The organism is Amycolatopsis sp. NBC_01286, from assembly GCF_035982555.1.
Lineage (GTDB): Bacteria > Actinomycetota > Actinomycetes > Mycobacteriales > Pseudonocardiaceae > Amycolatopsis.
Genome location: NZ_CP108428.1, coordinates 7,141,478 through 7,158,625, shown reverse-complemented (window position 1 = coordinate 7,158,625; position 17,148 = coordinate 7,141,478). Strand labels below are relative to the sequence as shown.

The 17,148-nt window shown below is 71.2% G+C and carries 12 protein-coding genes; 4 read left to right on the top strand and 8 right to left on the bottom strand.

Translation table 11 applies throughout. From position 1 onward, the window contains the following. Window positions 1–285: 285 nt before the first annotated feature. Window positions 286–1,776 (bottom strand): cellulase family glycosylhydrolase, encoded by a 1,491-nt coding sequence (locus OG570_RS33725; protein WP_326953041.1) that lies wholly within the window; start codon window positions 1,774–1,776, stop codon window positions 286–288. Window positions 1,777–2,218: 442 nt separating this feature from the next. Between OG570_RS33725 and OG570_RS33720 the strand changes: the two genes are divergently transcribed. Further along, window positions 2,219–3,340, top strand: a complete 1,122-nt coding sequence (locus OG570_RS33720; RefSeq protein WP_326953040.1) for a cellulose-binding domain-containing protein — start codon at window positions 2,219–2,221, stop codon at window positions 3,338–3,340. On the opposite strand, the gene mgrA is transcribed toward OG570_RS33720, so the two are convergent. Continuing rightward, complete coding sequence (mgrA, locus tag OG570_RS33715) at window positions 3,337–4,329, bottom strand: L-glyceraldehyde 3-phosphate reductase (protein WP_326953039.1); 993 nt, start codon at window positions 4,327–4,329, stop codon at window positions 3,337–3,339. The two genes, OG570_RS33720 and mgrA, sit on opposite strands and share 4 nt — an antisense overlap. Before the next feature lie 48 nt (window positions 4,330–4,377). Then, window positions 4,378–5,610, bottom strand: coding sequence for an AGE family epimerase/isomerase (locus OG570_RS33710; RefSeq protein ID WP_326953038.1), 1,233 nt, complete (start codon window positions 5,608–5,610; stop codon window positions 4,378–4,380). 186 nt (window positions 5,611–5,796) lie between these two features. On the opposite strand from OG570_RS33710, the gene OG570_RS33705 reads away from it, so the two are divergent. After that, on the top strand, window positions 5,797–6,858 hold the full coding sequence (locus OG570_RS33705) for a lytic polysaccharide monooxygenase (protein WP_326953037.1): 1,062 nt from the start codon (window positions 5,797–5,799) through the stop codon (window positions 6,856–6,858). A gap of 54 nt (window positions 6,859–6,912) precedes the next feature. Here OG570_RS33705 and OG570_RS33700 read toward each other — a convergent pair whose 3' ends face one another. After that, on the bottom strand, window positions 6,913–7,929 hold the full coding sequence (locus tag OG570_RS33700; protein WP_326953036.1) for a LacI family DNA-binding transcriptional regulator: 1,017 nt from the start codon (window positions 7,927–7,929) through the stop codon (window positions 6,913–6,915). Window positions 7,930–8,125: 196 nt separating this feature from the next. Here OG570_RS33700 and OG570_RS33695 point away from each other — a divergent pair, with 196 nt between their 5' ends. Continuing rightward, the gene (locus OG570_RS33695; RefSeq protein WP_326949942.1) at window positions 8,126–9,397 is read left to right on the top strand and encodes an ABC transporter substrate-binding protein; all 1,272 of its coding nucleotides are present in this window, start codon (window positions 8,126–8,128) and stop codon (window positions 9,395–9,397) included. 48 nt (window positions 9,398–9,445) lie between these two features. After that, window positions 9,446–9,982, top strand: coding sequence for a GNAT family N-acetyltransferase (locus OG570_RS33690; protein WP_326953035.1), 537 nt, complete (start codon window positions 9,446–9,448; stop codon window positions 9,980–9,982). On the opposite strand, the gene OG570_RS33685 is transcribed toward OG570_RS33690, so the two are convergent. The 4 genes from OG570_RS33685 to OG570_RS33670 all read right to left on the bottom strand — a co-directional run bounded on the left by OG570_RS33685 (window position 9,966) and on the right by OG570_RS33670 (window position 17,113). After that, window positions 9,966–10,727, bottom strand: a complete 762-nt coding sequence (locus OG570_RS33685) for a GH12 family glycosyl hydrolase domain-containing protein (RefSeq protein WP_326953034.1) — start codon at window positions 10,725–10,727, stop codon at window positions 9,966–9,968. The two genes, OG570_RS33690 and OG570_RS33685, sit on opposite strands and share 17 nt — an antisense overlap. Window positions 10,728–10,809: 82 nt before the next feature. Next, window positions 10,810–12,612 (bottom strand): glycoside hydrolase family 6 protein, encoded by a 1,803-nt coding sequence (locus OG570_RS33680; RefSeq protein WP_326953033.1) that lies wholly within the window; start codon window positions 12,610–12,612, stop codon window positions 10,810–10,812. 30 nt (window positions 12,613–12,642) lie between these two features. After that, entirely contained in the window at window positions 12,643–14,187 is a 1,545-nt protein-coding gene (locus tag OG570_RS33675) for a cellulase family glycosylhydrolase (protein ID WP_326953032.1), read from the bottom strand. 10 nt (window positions 14,188–14,197) lie between these two features. Continuing rightward, window positions 14,198–17,113: a glycoside hydrolase family 48 protein gene (locus tag OG570_RS33670; protein WP_326953031.1), complete on the bottom strand. Its 2,916-nt coding sequence runs from the start codon at window positions 17,111–17,113 to the stop codon at window positions 14,198–14,200. Window positions 17,114–17,148 lie beyond the last annotated feature (35 nt).

Sequence of the window (17,148 nt, the reverse complement as noted above, 5' to 3'; positions counted from 1 at the left end):
TGGCTTGACCTGTCGACTCATCGTTCATCCAACGATTTCCGGAGTACTGGTGCACCGGTCGACAGTACCGCAGCGTGACCGTTACGGCCCACGATGTGACAAAGGTGCGGCTCACGTCCTGAAATCGCCGTCAGGGGCGGAACGAGGCAGGAAAAGGGTGATGCCGGCCGACCTGGGGGTCATCGGCCGGCACCACGGGGCGGGCGAACCCGCCTCCGCCATTATGCATGTGCGGACGTCCGCGCGCAGCGCCGGACGAACTTCTCACACTTCGGTGGACGCGGGTCAGCCCGCGGCGAGGAAGTGCTGCCGCACGCCGGCGCCGAACGCCGTCGGCGTGCCGTCGTAGGCCGAGATCAGCGCGGGCCCGGTCGAGCAGTTCCAGGTGTTCCAGGTCCAACCGAGGTAGGACGCCTGGTGGCGGTCGAGCCAGTCCATCAGCCCGGTGACGTACCCGCTCGCGCAGTCGTTCTCGCCGATCTCGCCGGCCACCAGGGGCACGGCCGCCGCGACCGGGGCGAGCTGGGCGTCCCAGCAGGAGGACGAGCTGCAGGTGTTGAAGTTGTACGAGTGCCACGATGCGACGAGGTTGCCCGCCGGGTCGCTCGGCTTGTACTGCAGCCACTGCGTGAGGTCGTTGGAGTAGGCCAGGCCGCCGAGCATGAGCACGTTGGTGGCACCGGTCGCGCGGACGGCGTTCACCAGCGTCTGCATGCCCGCCACCGCGTAGCCGATGCCGGTGCACGCCGACCCGCCGTCGCGCCAGCACGTCCAGGCCGCGGCCGAGCCGGAGACCGCGCGGTCGAGGTAGGGCTCGTTGAACAGGTCCAGGATCGTGGCGTCGTCACCCTTGAACGCGGTCGCGACCGACGTCCACAGGTCCACCGCGTGCGCGGCGTCGGTCATCGGCTTCTGGCACGTCGAGTTGACGTCGGTGCACGCCGAGGAGTTCCCGGTGTAGACGCCCTGGGTCCAGTGGAGATCGAGGATCGCCACGAGACCGTTCTGGTGCAGCAGGTCCACATAGGACTTGAGCGCGGCGCGGTAGGTCGCGCCGGCGTAGGCGGGCTCGACGTTCGGCAGGCCGAGCCAGCAGTCCTCGTTGAACGGCACGCGCACGACGTTCGCGTGCCAGCTCTTGATGGCGGCCACGGAGGCGGCGTCCATCGGGCCGTCGAAGATGCCGTTGCCCTGCACGCAGGCGAACTCGCCGCCGGAGCGGTTCACCCCGCGCAGGGTGACCGGCGTGCCCGCGGAGTCGGCCAGCCGGTTGCCGGCGACGTGCAGCGCGGGCGCGCCCCCGGCCGGTGGCGGGGTGGTGGTGACGGTCGTCGGCGGCGGGGTCGTCGTCGGGGGTGGCGTGCCGCCGCACGGCGCGCCGTTGACGCTGATCGACGCCGGCGCGGTGTTGGTGCCGCTGTAGCCGAAGTTGGCCCCGGCGGTGATCGACGAGCCGGGGGCGACGGTGCCGTTCCAGCCCGCCGGGGTGACGGTGACCGTCTTGCCCGTCTGGGCCCAGGTGGCGTTCCAGCCCTGCTGGAGCTGCTGGTTCCCGGCGTAGGCGTAGCTGATCTGCCAGCCGGACAGCGGCGCCGTCCCGAGGTTCTTCAGGGTGAGGTTGGCGGTGAAGCCGCTCCCCCAGTCGTTGACCGTGTAGCCGACTTCGCAGGCCGTCGCCGCCGAAGCGGGCGACGGCGTGCCGAGGGTGAAGGCCGTCGTCGCGCCGACGACGGCGAGCGCGCTGAGGGCGCCGAGCAGTGCTGGTCCGGAACGCATCGATCACTCCTTTGTGCACGACCTGGATATGAGAGCGCTCCCAGTACCGGTGGACGCTACCGCGCGGCCCGGCGGCTGTAAACCTCGTGGCGAACGCCCGCGAACAACCCGGAATCCACTCCAACGGCGGCATCCGCCCGCTCCCGCCGGTGGCGCAGCGCGACGGAGACATTTCTTTGCCGCCAACGGGTTCGGCCGTTCAGGAGTGTTCAGTGGCCGATCCCGGGGAAACGGCCCCGGAAAGCCGTCCACCGGGTCGGGCCGCGTCCGGGTCGCGCTTTACAACGACGATACGGCGGGGTTACCTTCTCGTCGGCTGGAAGCGCTCCCATGCCAGGTCACGATCACCAGACCGTGACCACGAAACACCAGGGGCGCCGTGGCTTCCGCTACGGCGCCCCTGCTCGTGTCCGCTGTCCCGTTCACCGGGAAAGGAAGCCCGATGAAGAGGTTCGCCGGTGCCCTGGCCGGGCTCTGCCTCGCCGCGGCCGGCACCACCGCGGTCCTCGCCGCGGGTCCGGCCGCCGCCGCCCCCGCCTGCGGCGTCGACTACCGCGTCGACCAGTGGGCGACCGGGTTCACCGCCCAGGTCACCGTCACCAACGGCGCCACCGCGCTCTCGTCGTGGACCCTCTCCTGGCATTACGCGGGCACGCAGGCCGTGACGTCGGCCTGGAACGCCACCGTCCGCCAGTCCGGCACGGAGGTGACCGCGGAGAGCCTGTCCTACAACGCGTCCCTGCCCGCCGGCGGCACCGTGACGTTCGGCCTGCAGGGCACCTACTCCGGCACCAACCCGGTGCCCACCGACTTCGCGCTCAACGGCGTCTCGTGCGGTGGCGACGCCCCGCCCACCTCGACCACCACCACCACTTCTTCGCCGCCGCCCGCGGGGTGCGCCGACGTCTGCGACGACTTCGAGCAGCAGACCGGCACGACACCGGGCGGCCGGTGGACCGTCGGCGCGGCGAACTGCCAGGGCACCGGCACGGTCACCGTCGACAGCACGGTCGCACACTCGGGCACCCGCTCGGTCAAGGTCACCGGGCAGGGCGGGTACTGCAACCACGCCTTCCTCGGCACCACACTGGCCGCCGGGAGCGTGCGGTACGGCCGGTTCTGGGTCCGCCACACGACGCCGCTGCCGGCCGGGCACGTCGCGTTCCTGGCCATGCGGGACACCGCCGACGGTGGCCGCGACCTGCGGGCCGGCGGCCAGAACCGGGCGCTGCAGTGGAACCGCGAGTCCGACGACGCGACCCTGCCCGCGCAGAGCCCGGCCGGCGTCGCCCAGAGCGTGCCGCTGGCCACCGGGACCTGGTCGTGCTTCGAGTTCGAGGTCGACGGCCCCGGCGGGCAGCTGCGGACCTGGCTGGACGGCGCCGAGGTACCCGGCCTGGTCGTCGACGGCGTGCCGACCCCCGACGTCGACCAGCAGTGGCTCGCCCGCACGTGGCACCCGTCGCTCACCGACCTGCGCCTGGGCTGGGAGAGCTACGGCACCGACCCCGACACGCTGTGGTTCGACGACGTCGCCACCGGCCCCGCCCGGATCGGCTGCTAAGCCACGATGCGGTCGATCTCCGCCAGCTCCTCGTCCGTGAAGTCCAGGTTCGCCACCGCCGCGACCGTGTTCTCCAGCTGCGCGACACTGCTCGCCCCGATCAGCGCCGACGTCACCCGGCCGCGCCGCAGGATCCAGGCGATCGCCAGCTGCGCCAGCGACTGGTCACGCCGCTCGGCGACGTCGTTCAGCGCACGGATCCGGCCCAGGGTCTCCTCGGTGATCCGGTCCTGGGTCAGGAACGGGCTGGCCCCCGCGGCCCGGGAGTCGGCCGGGATGCCGTCCAGGTAGCGGTCCGTCAGCAGGCCCTGGCTCAACGGCGAGTACGCGATCGAGCCGACGCCGTGCTCGGCCAGGGTGTCCAGCAGGCCGTCCTCGACCCAGCGGTTCAGGATCGAGTACGACGGCTGGTGGATCAGCAGCGGCGTGCCGAGCTCGCGCAACGCCCGCAACGCGGCTTCCGTCTGCTCGGGCGAGTAGTTCGAGATGCCCGCGTAGAGCGCTTTCCCCGACCGCACCGCCGTGTCCAGGGCCCCCATGGTCTCCTCGATCGGGGTGTCCGGGTCCGGCCGGTGCGAGTAGAAGATGTCGAAGTGGTCCAGACCGGTGCGGGCCAGGCTCTGGTCCAGGCTCGCGAGGACGCTCTTGCGCGAACCCCACTCGCCGTACGGGCCGTCCCACATCAGGTAGCCCGCCTTGGACGACACCAGGATCTCGTCGCGGTACGGCCGGAAGTCGGCCGCGTAGTGCCTGCCGAAGTTCGCCTCGGCCGCACCCGGCGGCGGGCCGTAGTTGTTGGCCAGGTCGAAGTGCGTCACCCCGAGGTCGAACGCCCGCCGCAGCACCGCCCGCTGGACGTCGAGGGGCTTGTCGTCCCCGAAGTTGTGCCACAGGCCGAGCGACACGGCGGGCAGCTTGAGCCCGCTGCGCCCGGCCCGCCGGTACGGCATGCCCGCGTAGCGGTCTCCGGCGGCGGCGAAAGGCGACATGGTTCTCCTTGTCGGGAGGGAAAAGACCCCCGCAGTCTACGGGCGTGATCAGCTTCCTTCGGCGACCGCGCCCCGGTCGAGGGACAGCGCCCCGGCGAACGACACCCCCGGCGCCAGCACGGGCAGCAGCGTCGCCTGGTAGGCGTGGTAGACGTCCGGCTTCCCCGCCCAGACCGTCGCGGCGGGGCGGTTGCGCGGGTCCAGCTCGTGGTGCCAGGACCCGCGTTCGCGGTCGACGAAGCACGCTTCGGCGTGCTCGCACCACTCTTCGAACCGGGCCAGGTACTCCGGGTCGCCGGTCTCCTGGTGCAGCGTCCAGGCGGCGGCGATCGCCTCGGCCACCACCCAGTGGAGGCGGTTGCGCACCACCGGGACGCCGTCGAAATCGGTCGTGTAGACGAAGCCCGGGTGACCGTCGACGGCCCAGCCGTCCCGCACCGCCGTGGCGAACAACGCCTCCGCGTCCGGCAGCAGCCACTCGGGTGCCGCGGCGCCGAGCGCGCGCTTCAGGTGCACCGCCAGCCGGGACCACTCGAGCAGGTGCCCGATGGTGACCCCGAACGGGCGGAACGGGTGCGCGGGCTCGTCCCGGTTGAACTCCAGCCGCACGTGCCAGTCCGCGTCGTAGTGCTCCGGCAGGCGCCAGCCGTGTGCGCGAGCCTCGCCGTGCACCAGGTGCTCCACAATGGACAACGCGCGGGCGGCCCAGACCGGGTCGCCGGTGACATCGTTGACAGCGAGCAGCGCTTCGACGGTGTGCATGTTGGCGTTGGCGCCGCGGTAGGTCTCCAGGCGCGTCCAGCCGCGGTCCCAGACGTCGGCGACCCGGCCCGGCCCCGCCTCCCAGAACCGGCGGTCGACGACGTCGAGGGCTTCGGCCAGCAGTGCGTCCGCTCCGTCGGCTCCGGCGGCCACCGCGCTCGTGGCCGCCAGCACGACGAACGCGTGCTCGTACGCGCGTTTCTCGTCGTCCACCGGGCCGGCCGCGGTCGCCGTGGCGAACCAGCCGCCGTGCTCGGGGTCCCGCAGCAGCCCGGTCAGCGCCGCGACGCCGTGCGCGACCTGCGCGGCCGCCCCCGGCACGCCCTGCAACGCGGCGAGCGCGAAGACGTGCGTCATCCGGCAGGTGATCCACGTTTCGACGGGCCGGTCGAGGACCGGGTGCCCGCTGTCGTCGAGCCAGGCGAAGCCGCCCGCGGGGTGGGCCGCCGGAGCGGCGAAACCGAGCAGCCGGGCGGGTTCGGCCCGCACCCAGGCGGGAACCGAAGACGGAATGTCCACTTTCCGACAACCTTGCCTTTCTCGACCGACCGGCCGGGGTGATCGGCCGCCTTTCCCAAGGTATGCCAAAGCTCGGGCGCGGGTCACCCGCCCCCTCGCCGGATGTTCCGCGAGCCGCCGCCACCGCGTACCCTGTAATGGGAGCGCTCCCAGTCTTCGACGCACGTACCCGACGAAGGGACCGACGTGACCAGGAGACGAAGTACGATCCTCGCCGCCGTCACCGTGTTGCTGGCGAGCCTGACCGCCGTGCTGCTGACCACGGGCACCGCCGAAGCGCACGGCGCGCTGATGAAACCGGGCAGCCGGACGTTCCTGTGCTGGCAGGACGGGCTGAGCTCGACCGGCCAGATCATCCCGCAGAACCCCGCCTGCTCGGCCGCGGTGGCCACCAGCGGCGCCAACTCGCTGTACAACTGGTTCGCCGTGCTGCGCTCCGACGGCGCCGGCCGCACCCGCGGCTTCATCCCGGACGGGAAGCTGTGCTCCGGCGGGAACCCGGGCTACGCCGGGTTCGACCAGGTCGGCGACTGGCCGCTGACCCACCTCACCGCCGGGTCGACGTTCGACTTCTCCTACAACGCGTGGGCGGCCCACCCGGGCTGGTTCTACACCTACGTGACCAAGGACGGCTGGGACCCGTCGCAGCCGCTGACCTGGGACTCGCTGGAAGACCAGCCGTTCCTGACCGTCGACCACCCGGCGGTGACCGGGCAGGTCGGGACCGTCGACGGCCAGTACAAGTGGACCGGCGCGCTGCCGTCGGGCAAGTCGGGCCGGCACGTCATCTACTCGGTGTGGAAGCGCTCCGACAGCGCCGAGACGTTCTACGGCTGCTCGGACGTGACGTTCGACGGCGGGCACGGCGAGGTCACCGGGGTGCACGACCCGGGCACCCCGACCACCACGCCGACGACCCCGACGTCGCCCCCGCCCACCGGCGGCTCGTGCATGGCGATGTACGAGATCACCAACACCTGGAGCGGCGGCTACCAGGCCACGGTGACGATCATGAACCACAGCACCACGGCGTACTCCGGCTGGCAGGCGGGCTGGACGCTGCCCACGGGCCAGACGGTCGGCAGCGTCTGGAACGGCACGCTGAGCCAGTCCGGCTCGGTGGTCACGGTCCGCAACGCGGACTGGAACGGCCGGATCCCACCGGACGGTGAGACGACCTTCGGCCTGGTCGTCAACACCACCGGCACCAACCCGGCCCAGCCGTCGCCCACCTGCCAGGGCACCTGACGCCGAAGTCCGTGAATGCCACATCGAGGGACCTAGTGTCCCTCGATGTGGCATTCACGGACTCGACGGGGCCGGGCCGGTGCTGCCGCGGGTGATCAGCGCCGGCGGGGCCGTGCGGACGTCGCCCGCGTCGCCGCCCGTCAGCAGGTCCCGCAGCACCGACACCGCGAGCGCGCCGAACTCCGCGACCGGGCGCCGCACCGCCGTCAGCGCCGGGCGGACCAGGCGGCAGAGCACCGAGTCGTCCCACGCCACCACCGAGACGTCGCCCGGCACGGCCAGGCCCCGTTCGCGCAGCGCGGCGAGCCCGGCGACGGCGAGGACGTCGGTGTCGAACAGCAGCGCGGTCGGCGGCCGGGCCGCGGCCAGCAGCCGGGTGGTGGCACTCGCGCCGGCCTCGGCCGAGTGGTCCGTGTGGACGGTCCGGGCGGCGGGCAGGCCCAGCCGCTCCGCCGCCGCGGCGAACGCCTCGGCCCGCACCCGCGTCTGCACCAGCACCGCCGGCCCGGTGACCCACGCGACCCGGCGGTGCCCGAGCGCGGCCAGGTAGCCGAGGACCTCGCCGACCGCGGCGGTGTCGTCCACCCGCACCGACGGGACGCCCGGGCGGCCGAGCGGGCCGCCCAGCGCCACCGCCGGCAGGCCGATCCGCAGCAGCTCGGCGATCCGGTCGTCGTCGCGGCGCGGGCCGGTCAGCAGCACGCCGTCGGCCCGGCGCTCGCCGTGCCAGCGCCGGTAGACCTCCAGCTCGGCGGCGTGGTCCGGCGCGACCTGCAGGATCAGCGACGCCGGCCCGAGCTCGCGCTGGATCCCGGTGAGCAGGGCCAGGAAGAGCGGTTCGACGCCGAGGACGTCCGCGGGCCGGTCCAGCACCATCCCGACCGCCCCGGCCCGGCCGCCGGACAACGCCCGCGCGGTCTCGCTCGGCGCCCAGCCCAGCTCCCGGGCGATCGCGGTGATCCGGTGCCGGGTCGCCTCCGAGACGCCAGGACGGCCGTTGAGGGCGTAGGAAACGGCCCCCTTGGACACCCCGGCCTCGCGGGCGATGTCGGTGATCGTCGGACGCTTCATCGCGCTCCTCCACTGGACCCGTTGCGCCACAAGAACTCGACCCCAGGGCTTGACCGATTCATCGCGTACCCGTGTCCGTCCGGACACCCGCAGTCGCCCACCTTGACACCCGTCGGCCGCGGAAACAAGACTCCCTTCCCGGGAGCGCTCCCACCCTCGTGTGCGAGCGCGAGTCGCGAATCGGGAGTGCGCACACGTGAGGAAGATCCGAAGAACACTGGCGGCCGCCACGGCCGCCGTCCTGCTGGTCCTGACCGGGGGCTGCGGCCCCGCCACGCCCGAGCGCTTCACGCTCACGCTGGCGACGTTCGGGCAGTTCGGCTACGACGACCTGATCCCGGGGTACGAGTTCACCCACCCCGGGCTCACCATCCGCCAGGTCCGGACCGAGCAGGGCGGCCCGTACCACCAGGACCTGCTGGCCAAGCTGCAGAGCGGGCAGGGCCTCGCCGACGTCCAGGCCGTCGAGGAAGGTCACCTCGCCGACGTGCTCGCGCAGTCGGCGAAGTTCGCCGACCTGGCCGCGATCGGCCCGCCCGACGTCAAGCCCGGGCGCTGGCTGGAGTGGAAGTACGAGGCCGGGATCGGCAAGGACGGCAAGCTCGTCGGCTACGGGACCGACATCGGCCCGCTCGCCATGTGCTACCGCAAGGACCTCCTCGAGGCCGCCGGCCTGCCGACCGACCCCGGCTCGGTGAAGACGATGTTCGCGACCTGGGACAGCTACTTCAAGGCGGGCGAGCGGTACGTCAAGCGCTCGAAGGGCAAGGCGTGGTTCGACTCCGCCGCGCAGAACTTCAACGCCATGGTCAACCAGCTCCCGGTCGGCTACCTCGACCGGCAGGACCGCCCGACGTTCGAGACGAACACCGCGCTCGCGGCCGCCTGGAACCAGGTCACCACCGCCGTCCGGCAGGGCCAGTCGGCCGGGCTGACGGCCTTCGCCGACGACGGGAACGCCGGCCTGCGCGCCGGGACGTTCGCGACGAAGGTCTGTCCTTCGTGGATGCTCGGCGCCATCGAGCAGCAGGCCGGGCTGGCCAACGCGGGCAAGTGGGCGATCACCGACGCCTTCCCGGACGGCGGCGGCAACTGGGGCGGCTCCTACCTGACCGTGCCGGCGACCAGCCCGCACCAGAAGGAGGCCGCCGCGCTGGCCGCCTGGCTCACCGCGCCGGAGCAGCAGCTGCACGCGTTCCGGGCCAGCGGGAACTTCCCCAGCCAGGTCGACGCCTTCACCTCGCCCGACCTGCTCAGCGAGATGAACGGCTACTTCGGCGGCGCGCTGAGCGGGCAGGTCTTCGTCGCGCAGGCCCGCAAGGTCGGGAAGCCGCAGTACAAGGGCCCCGGCGACGGGAAGATCCAGGAGACGGTCGTCGCGCCGGCGCTCAAGGCCGTCGAGCAGGGTGCGGACCCCGCCGCCGTCTGGCAGCAGGTGAAGCTGGGTGCGGCCCAGGTCGTGCCCTGACCGGAAATCCGGTGGAACGCACACACCGGAGCGGGCAGGGTGCCGGGTATGACGACTCCCCTGCCCGCGCCCTGGCCGCACCTCGGGATCCGGTGTCCCGGCCCGGCCGACCACCTGCCCGTGCTGGCCGTCCTCGACGACTGGTGGGGCGGCCTCGGCGGCGAGGAGGGCATGCGGCAACGGGCCCTCCTCCTGCCGAAGCTGATGTTCCAGCACTTCGGCGACAGCAGTTTCCTGGTGACGGCCGACGAGCGGATCGTCGCGTTCCTGATCGGGTTCCTGTCGCAGTCGCGGCCGGACGAGAGCTACATCCACTTCGTCGGCGTCGACCCCGCGGAGCGCGGGAGCGGGCTGGGCGCGGAACTCTACGAGCGGTTCTTCGCCCACAGCCGGGCGCACGGACGCACGGTGGTGCGGGCGATCACGTCGCCGCGGAACAGCGGTTCGCACGCGTTCCACACCAGGATGGGGTTCGTCACCGAACCCGGGCCGGCGGAGTTCGAAGGGCGGCCGGTCCAGCCCGACTACGACGGGCCCGGGCTGGACCGGATGACGTTCCGGAAGGACCTCAGCCCGACAGGCTGAACGTCTTCACTCCCAGCCCGGTCTGGCCCTGCCACGGCTCGAAGCCGAACTGGACACTCGTCAGGTACCAGGCGTCGCTGATCTTGCCCCGGTTCACCGCGTCGCGGGTGAACTCCGTGAGGTTGACGCCGAGGCTGTCGGTGCCACTGGTCCGGACGTAGGAAATGACGTTCCAGCCGATGTTGCCGAACCAGACGTTCCACGTCGCGCCCGCCAGCTGCGCGGTGCCGATGACGCTGCCGACCGGCTGCGGGGCCCCGCGGTGGTTGCCCCAGATCATCACCTCGGCGCCGGTGTTCTGCCCGGCCGGGTTGGGCGCCGGGTCGTACCAGACGTCGTAGGAGGCATCCCACTGTCCGGCTTGGACGGTCGCGTAGTCCACCCGGGACGTCAGCGAGCCGAGTGAGCGGACCTGGCGGGGCAGGCCGCTGCCGGTGCTGCAGTTGCCGTAGTGGCAGCCGGCGTAGACCGACGGGTAGCTGCCCGGGGCGCCGTTCGTCGGCCGGTTGTGCGACGCCGTCGTCACGCTGAAGCCGGTGGCCGACACCGAGAGGCACTGGGTCGTGTCGTCACCCCAGTTGTTGTTCTGCACGATGTAGCGGCCGCCCTGGATGCGCAGCGAGCCGTACTTGTCGCACAGCTGCGTGTCCGCGGCCGCCGGTGGGGCGGTGAGCACGGCACCGCCGGACAGCAGCACGGCCGTGGCTCCGAACGACGCCATTGTGGCTCGTAGCCGGTTGTTCATGGAGACTCCTTCCGGGTTGCGGACAGGTGGAAACCCGGGCCGGACGGCGGCTGCGCAGGCACCGCCCGGCCCGGGAGATCTGTTACTGCACCGCCGGGTAGGCGTTCTGGACCAGCTGCTCGAACTGGGCCTCGAACCACTTGCCCGCCAGCGGCGAGTTCGGCAGGGCACCGGTCAGGTTCCCGCCGTTGGCCTGGTCGCTGCCGTGGTAGGCCGGGTCGCACATCCCGTCGAAGCCCTTGCCCTCGTCGTTCGGGATCTGCTGGCTCGCGCCGTCGGACTCACCCGGCGGCTTGACCCAGACGTAGGCGTCGAAGTGCGCCGCGGGCGACGCGGTGGGCCGCACGCCCAGGCCGGCCCCGCTCTGGTTGCACCAGTTGCCGCGGTGCAGCCGCCGGTCGATCCGGCCGGAGTTCACGTAGCTGTCCACAGTGGACCCCGACGCGCCGGTGGGCCGGGCCGAGCCGCCCCAGCCGTTGCGGGAGGTGTCGATCAGCATGCCGATGCCGCTCGGCAGGCCCGCGGCGACGAACGCGTTGTACATCGCCGTGGCGAACGGCACCTCGGCGAAGTACGGGTTCCACTGGTAGAACGTGGCCGACCGGAGGGGCTGGCCGCCGACGTTGAGGCTCGGGTCCGGCAGGTTCGGCTCGGTGAGCGGGGTGTAGTTCGCCGTGTCGCTGATGAAGCCGTCGATGCTGTTCACCCCGGCGGTCGTCCCCTGGAGCGTCTGCTTGACCAGGTTGACGAACGGGCCGAAGTTGCTGTCCCAGCCCAGCCACGCCGAGTGCGCGATGTCGAGGTAGTTGTAGACGTTCGAGATCGCGTGCAGCTTGTTCAGCGCGTACTGGATGCCCTGGGTGTAGGCCCCGGTCGACTGCGCTTCGGCGCACTTGGCCGTCGCGGTGTTGGTGATCAGGTTGGGCAGCGAGTCCGGTTCGACGACCGCCACGACCCGCAGCGGCGCGTACTTCGAGTCCGACAGGATCGAGGCGATCGGGTCGATGTACTCGCTCTTGTACCGGGCCAGACCGCCCGAGCCGGCCTGCAGCTCACCGTTGGACGCCAGCGCCGCGCAGTCGCGGTTGGGCAGGTCGTAGACGACGATCTGGATCGTCACCGGCGTGCCGCCGCTGCTCTGGGCGAGCGCCGCGTCGAGGTGCCCGCGCAGGCCGCGCGCGCTCGACGTGCCCTCGATCGCCGCGATCCGGTCCAGCCAGACGGCGGTGGACGTGTTGGCCACCTTGGCCATCTGGGTGCCGAGCGTGCCGCCCTTGGCCGCGGCCGCCGCGGTCACCGACGCCGACCAGTCCGGGTTCACGTACCCCTTGGCCCCGGCGTACGGGTTGTCCACGTGCGTGCCCGCCGGGGGCGGCGTGGTCGGGGTGGTCGGGGTGGTGGGCGTCGTCGGCGTGGTCGGGGTCGTCGGTGTGGTGGTCGGGGTGCCCGTGCCGCCGTCGCAGTGGACGCCGTTGAGCGAGAACGACGTCGGAACGGCGTTCGTGCCGGAGTAGGAGCCGTTGAAGCCGAAGCTCGCGCTCGCGTTCGTCCCCAGCGTGGGGGCCCAGGTCGGGCTCTTCGCGCTGACGTGCTTGGCGCTTTGGCTGAACGTCGCGCTCCAGCCCTGCTGGACCTGCTGGTTGCCGCCGAAGTCCCATTCGACGTTCCAGCCGGACGTGATCGCGTCGCCCAGGTTGGTCACCGCGAGGTTCGCGGTGAAGCCGGTGTCCCACTGGTTGACGGTGTAGGTGACCTTGCAGCCGGTGGCGGCGACCGCCGGGCTGCCGCCGGCCACCACCAGACCGGCCACGACGGCCGCGGCCGTCACCGAGGAGGCCACGGCGAGCCGTGACTTCCTCCTCGCGGACCAGAATTCACTCTTCATCGAGTGTGCTCCTTCTGTTCTGTTGACGGGTCAGGTGGTGCACGCGGTCGCGCCGACGGCGAAGCCACTGGGGTTCGGGGTCGAGGCGCCGGTCGCCTGGAAGCCGATCGACGTCGAGGCGCCGCCGGCCAGGTCCGGCGCCCAAGCGGGCGCCTTCGCCGTCGCCTGCGCGCCGGACTGGGTAACGGTGGCGCCCCAGCCGCCGGTGATCTGCGTCCCGGACGCCGCGGTCCAGCCGAGCGCCCAGGTCTTCAGCGGGGTGGTGCCGGTGTTCTTCAGCGTCACGGAGGCGACGAAGCCGCCTTGCCACGTGTTGTCGACGTGGTAGGTGACGGCGCAGCTCACCGCGGGCGGCGGATCCGTCGTGCCACCGCCGCCCCCGACCGGCGGGATCAGGTAGGGCTGCAGGATCGCCTGCTTGGCCTGGTTGACGGTCGTCCAGTCGTCGTTGAGGATGCCGCCGGTGTCCCCGGAGTTCGGGTTCCACGACCAGTACGTGAAGCTCATCCCGGTCACGCCGGTGCCGGCGTACTTCATCAGCTCCTGCAGCCAGACCTTGTCGCGCGGGTCGGCGAGCGTGGTGCCGAACTCGCCGAGCAGCACCGGCGCGATGTTCTGCTTCTGCAGGTAGCCGAAGAAGTGGTCCCACAGCGCGGGCAGGTTCGCCGGGAACGCCGGGTCGGAGAACCACGGCTGGGCGAACACCGACGTCGCGTACTCGTGCGCCGAGTAGACCAGCTTGTCCGCTTTGGACAGTCGCACCGGGAACTGCCGGGCGCCGGAGAGGTTGCCGCCCCACCAGCCGCACTGCGGGTCGCCGGTACCGCTGACGCAGTCGACCCCCTCGACGATGACCAGCCAGTCCGGGTTCGCGGACAGGACGGCGTTGCCGCCGCGTTCGGCGGCGAGGCGCCAGTCGGTCGCGGTGTCGCCGCAGCCCCAGCACGCGCCGCCGCCACCCTGGATCGAGTGCGGCTCGTTGTGCAGGTCGGCGCCGATCACCGTGGTGTTGCCCTTGTAGTGCTGGGCGAGCATCGTCCAGTCGGACAGCCAGCGGCTTTCGGGGTAGGCGCTGGTGTACCAGAGCGCGGACTGCGCGCCGGAGTCCGGCCGGTGCTGGTCGAGGATCACGCGCATGCCCTTGGTGCCGGCGTAGCCGATGATCTTGTCGAGCACCTGCAGCCCGGAAAGCCCCTGCAGGTCCGGGTTCTGGACGGCGTCGATGCTGTTCGGCTTCACGCCCGGGTCGAAGAGCTGGTTCGAGTACGGCAGCCGCAGCGTGTTGTAGCCGAGGCTCGCCATCTGGTCGAGCATGTCCTTGTAGTTGCGGCTCCACAGGCCGTGCGGCGAGTAGTTGCCGGTCTCGGCGCCGAACCAGTTGACACCGGTCATCCGGACCGGCGCGCCGGTGGCGTCGACCAGCTGGGAACCGGACGCGTGCCAGTACCCGGTGCCGGTGCCCAAAGCGGCACTTTCACGTGAAAGTGCCGGGGCGGGGGCCGCGGTGGCCGGGGACGCCGTGAGAACGGCGCCCCCGACCAGTGCGGCGACCGCGAGTGCGAGCAGTCGCTTCATCGAGTGCCTTTCAGCCGAACAGGGCGACGTGGGCGGCGAACGCCGTGGCGATCTCCGACTGCGCCCAGAACCGGTGGTAGGTGAACGTCGGCGCGGCGCCACCGTCCAGGTAGGACTGGACCTTCGGCCACTGCGGGTCGTTCTTGTAGAAGGACCGCATCGAGGTGAACGTCGAGGACGCGTTGATCGGGTCGCCGTTCGGCATGGTCCCGGTCCAGCCCGCCGGGACGTAGGGCCCCTGGTCCGTGGTGGCGTTGTAGGCGTCGTCGAACCGGTTGTAGTCCGTCCGGGTCTCCGGCACCGCGATGCCCTGGGTGTCCGCGTTCGCCGACAGCGCCGTCAGCAGCTGCTCCCCCACCGTCTTGGCCTGGGCGTTGCCCGAGCCGGACGCGTAGTAGAGCAACGTCTTCGACAGCGAAGCCGCGACACCGACGTCGGTGCTGTAGTTCTTCACCGTGACGTGCAGGCCGGTGTTGCCGCCCGGGCTGGTGGCGTTCCAGGTGTCCGGCGCGCCGCTCCAGGTCAGGTCGGACGGGACCTGGAAGCTCCCGCCGGCCCCGACCGTGGTGCCCGCGATGGCCCACGGGACCCACTTGTCGAGGATCTTCTTGGCCCGGGCGTCCTTGGTGGCCTGGTAGTACTCGGCGATGCGTTCCATGCCCCAGGTCTGGAAGCCGAACCACTGGTTGCTCGGCGGGTCGTGCCAGACCGGCGCCTGGTCGTAGAACATGCCGTAGAACGTCGGCGTGCCCGACGGCGGTGTGCCGTACTGGCCTTCCCAGCTGTTCGTCGCGCCGCCGGCGAGACCGCCTTCGGACGACTGGAGCCACTGCAGGAACTCCATCTGCCGGCCGAGGCTGGTCGCCCAGTCGCTCGCGCCGGTCGCCGACGTCACCTTCAGGCCGGCGTCGGCCGACAGCGCGTACGCGGCCAGCGGGTTCTGGTAGCCCTGGTGGGCCGCGCCGTCGCCGATGCGCCACGCCCAGGCGCTGGACGAGTCCATCGACCCGCCCCAGGCGTAGTACCAGGAGATGAGGTAGTGCTCACTGTCCTTGCCGCTGCCCGCGGGGCAGCTACTCGGGTTGACGCAGTTGCCGATCTTCTTGAAGTACTTGTCGAACAGCGAGTACCGGAGGTAGTCGCCCATCTTCGACGCCTTCTTCACGACGGCCGCGACGTCCGAGCCCTTGCCCTGCGCGGCGGCCCACTTCTCGGCCTGGAACGCCACCTGCACAGCGCGGGCGTCCGCGTCGGGCGCGTCGGTGTACTTCCACTGCTTCGCGTACGACGAGTCGCCGGTGAACAGGTCGAGGTAACCGTTCTTGCCGCCGAACTTCAGGACGTCACAGCTGGGCTGGGTGACCGTCTCCCAGACCGACTCCTGCGAACCGCGCTGGAAGGTGTTGATGAAAGCCGGCGCGGTGTTCGTGCCGTCCTCGCAGTGGCCGAACTTGTAGATGTTGTCGACGTCGAGCAGCCAGTGCATGCCGTAGACGTCCGGCGAGCCGTATGCGGCCTTCAGCTCGGCCGCGATCGGGTCACTTCCGACGGCGACGCCGGTCTGCAGCTGCGAGGGGTAGGACTTCGGGCTCGGGTACTCCGCCGCATAGGTGGCCGGCTTGCTCGCGTTGTAGCCGGAGTTGCCCGGCTGGTCGGCCGCGGACGGGATCGCGTAGGTCTCGATCGACGTCCACGCCGCGTTGAACGGCGTCCAGTCCCCGGTGATCTGACCGTAGGAGGCCTCGAGCCAGAGGTAGTAGCTGAACGCCTCCGACGTCGTCTCGTGGCCGTAGTCCGGCGCTTCCACCATCAGCGTCTCGATGGAGTGGTAGGGCACCAGGATGTTCCCGAACTTGCGGAAGTAGCCGTTGTTCGGGTCCTTGATCTTGTTGTACTGCTTGAGAAACTCGACCTGGTAGTCCGATGTGGACGCCGAGATCTCGCTGACCGTCACCGTCGCCGCGGTGTAGCCGTTGCTGCTCGCGGTGAAGGTCGCGCTGCCGAGCGCTCCGCCGTTGTCGGCACTGGAGACCGTGACGTTCTGTGCGACGTTCCAGTTCGCCGGGGTGAAGGTGAGGCTTGTGGGGGTGGCCGTCAGGTCGGAACTGCCGGTCTTGGCGATCGCCACGGTGACGGAGCTCGTCGGGGCGCCGGCGAGGGTGACGCCGAAGGTCGTCGTGCCGCCCTGCTTGACCTGCGCGGTCGCCGGGGTGGCGACGATCGTCGGGCCGGAGAGCACCTTGACGCTGACCGGGTTCGACGTGGTGGACGCGTTCTTGTTGTCGTAGGCCTTGGCCGTGATCGAGTAGGTCCCGGCGGGGACGTTGCCCCAGCTGCCCTCGAACGGCGCGGCCGTGTCGGTGGCCAGCAGCGTGTCCCCGGCGTAGAACTCGACCTTGCTCACGGTGCCGTCGGTGTCGGCCGCGGTCGCGGCGAGCGGGATCGTGGCCGGGGCGTAGTAGGTGCCGGTCGACGTCGGCGACGTCAGGCTGACGGTCGGGGCCTTGTTGGCGCCGGTGCACGCGGAGCCGTTGACGGAGAAGTCCGTCGGCGGCCGGTTGGCGGACCCCTTGGTGCCGTTGAAGCCGAAGGAGGTGCTGGCCCCCGTCCCGAGGTGGCCGTTGTAGGAGAGGTTCGTCGCCGTGACCGCGGCGCCGGTCTGGGCGAAGGTGGCGCTCCAGCCTTGCTGGACCTTCTGGCCGTCGGGGAACGTCCAGCCGACCTGCCAGCTGTCGAGCGCGGCGCCGTCGTTCCGCAGTGAAACGCTGGCCGTGAACCCGGTGTCCCAGTCGTTGGTGGTGTAGGTGACGGAGCAGGCCACGTCGGCGGCGAGCGCCGGTGGCACGGGGACGAGCAGGGCGGCCAAGACCACCGAACTCGCGACCAGCGGCAGTACGCCGGCCTGGATGGGATGAGGGGAACGCATGGCTGCGGAACTCCTTTGTCCGTAGGGAGCCAGCG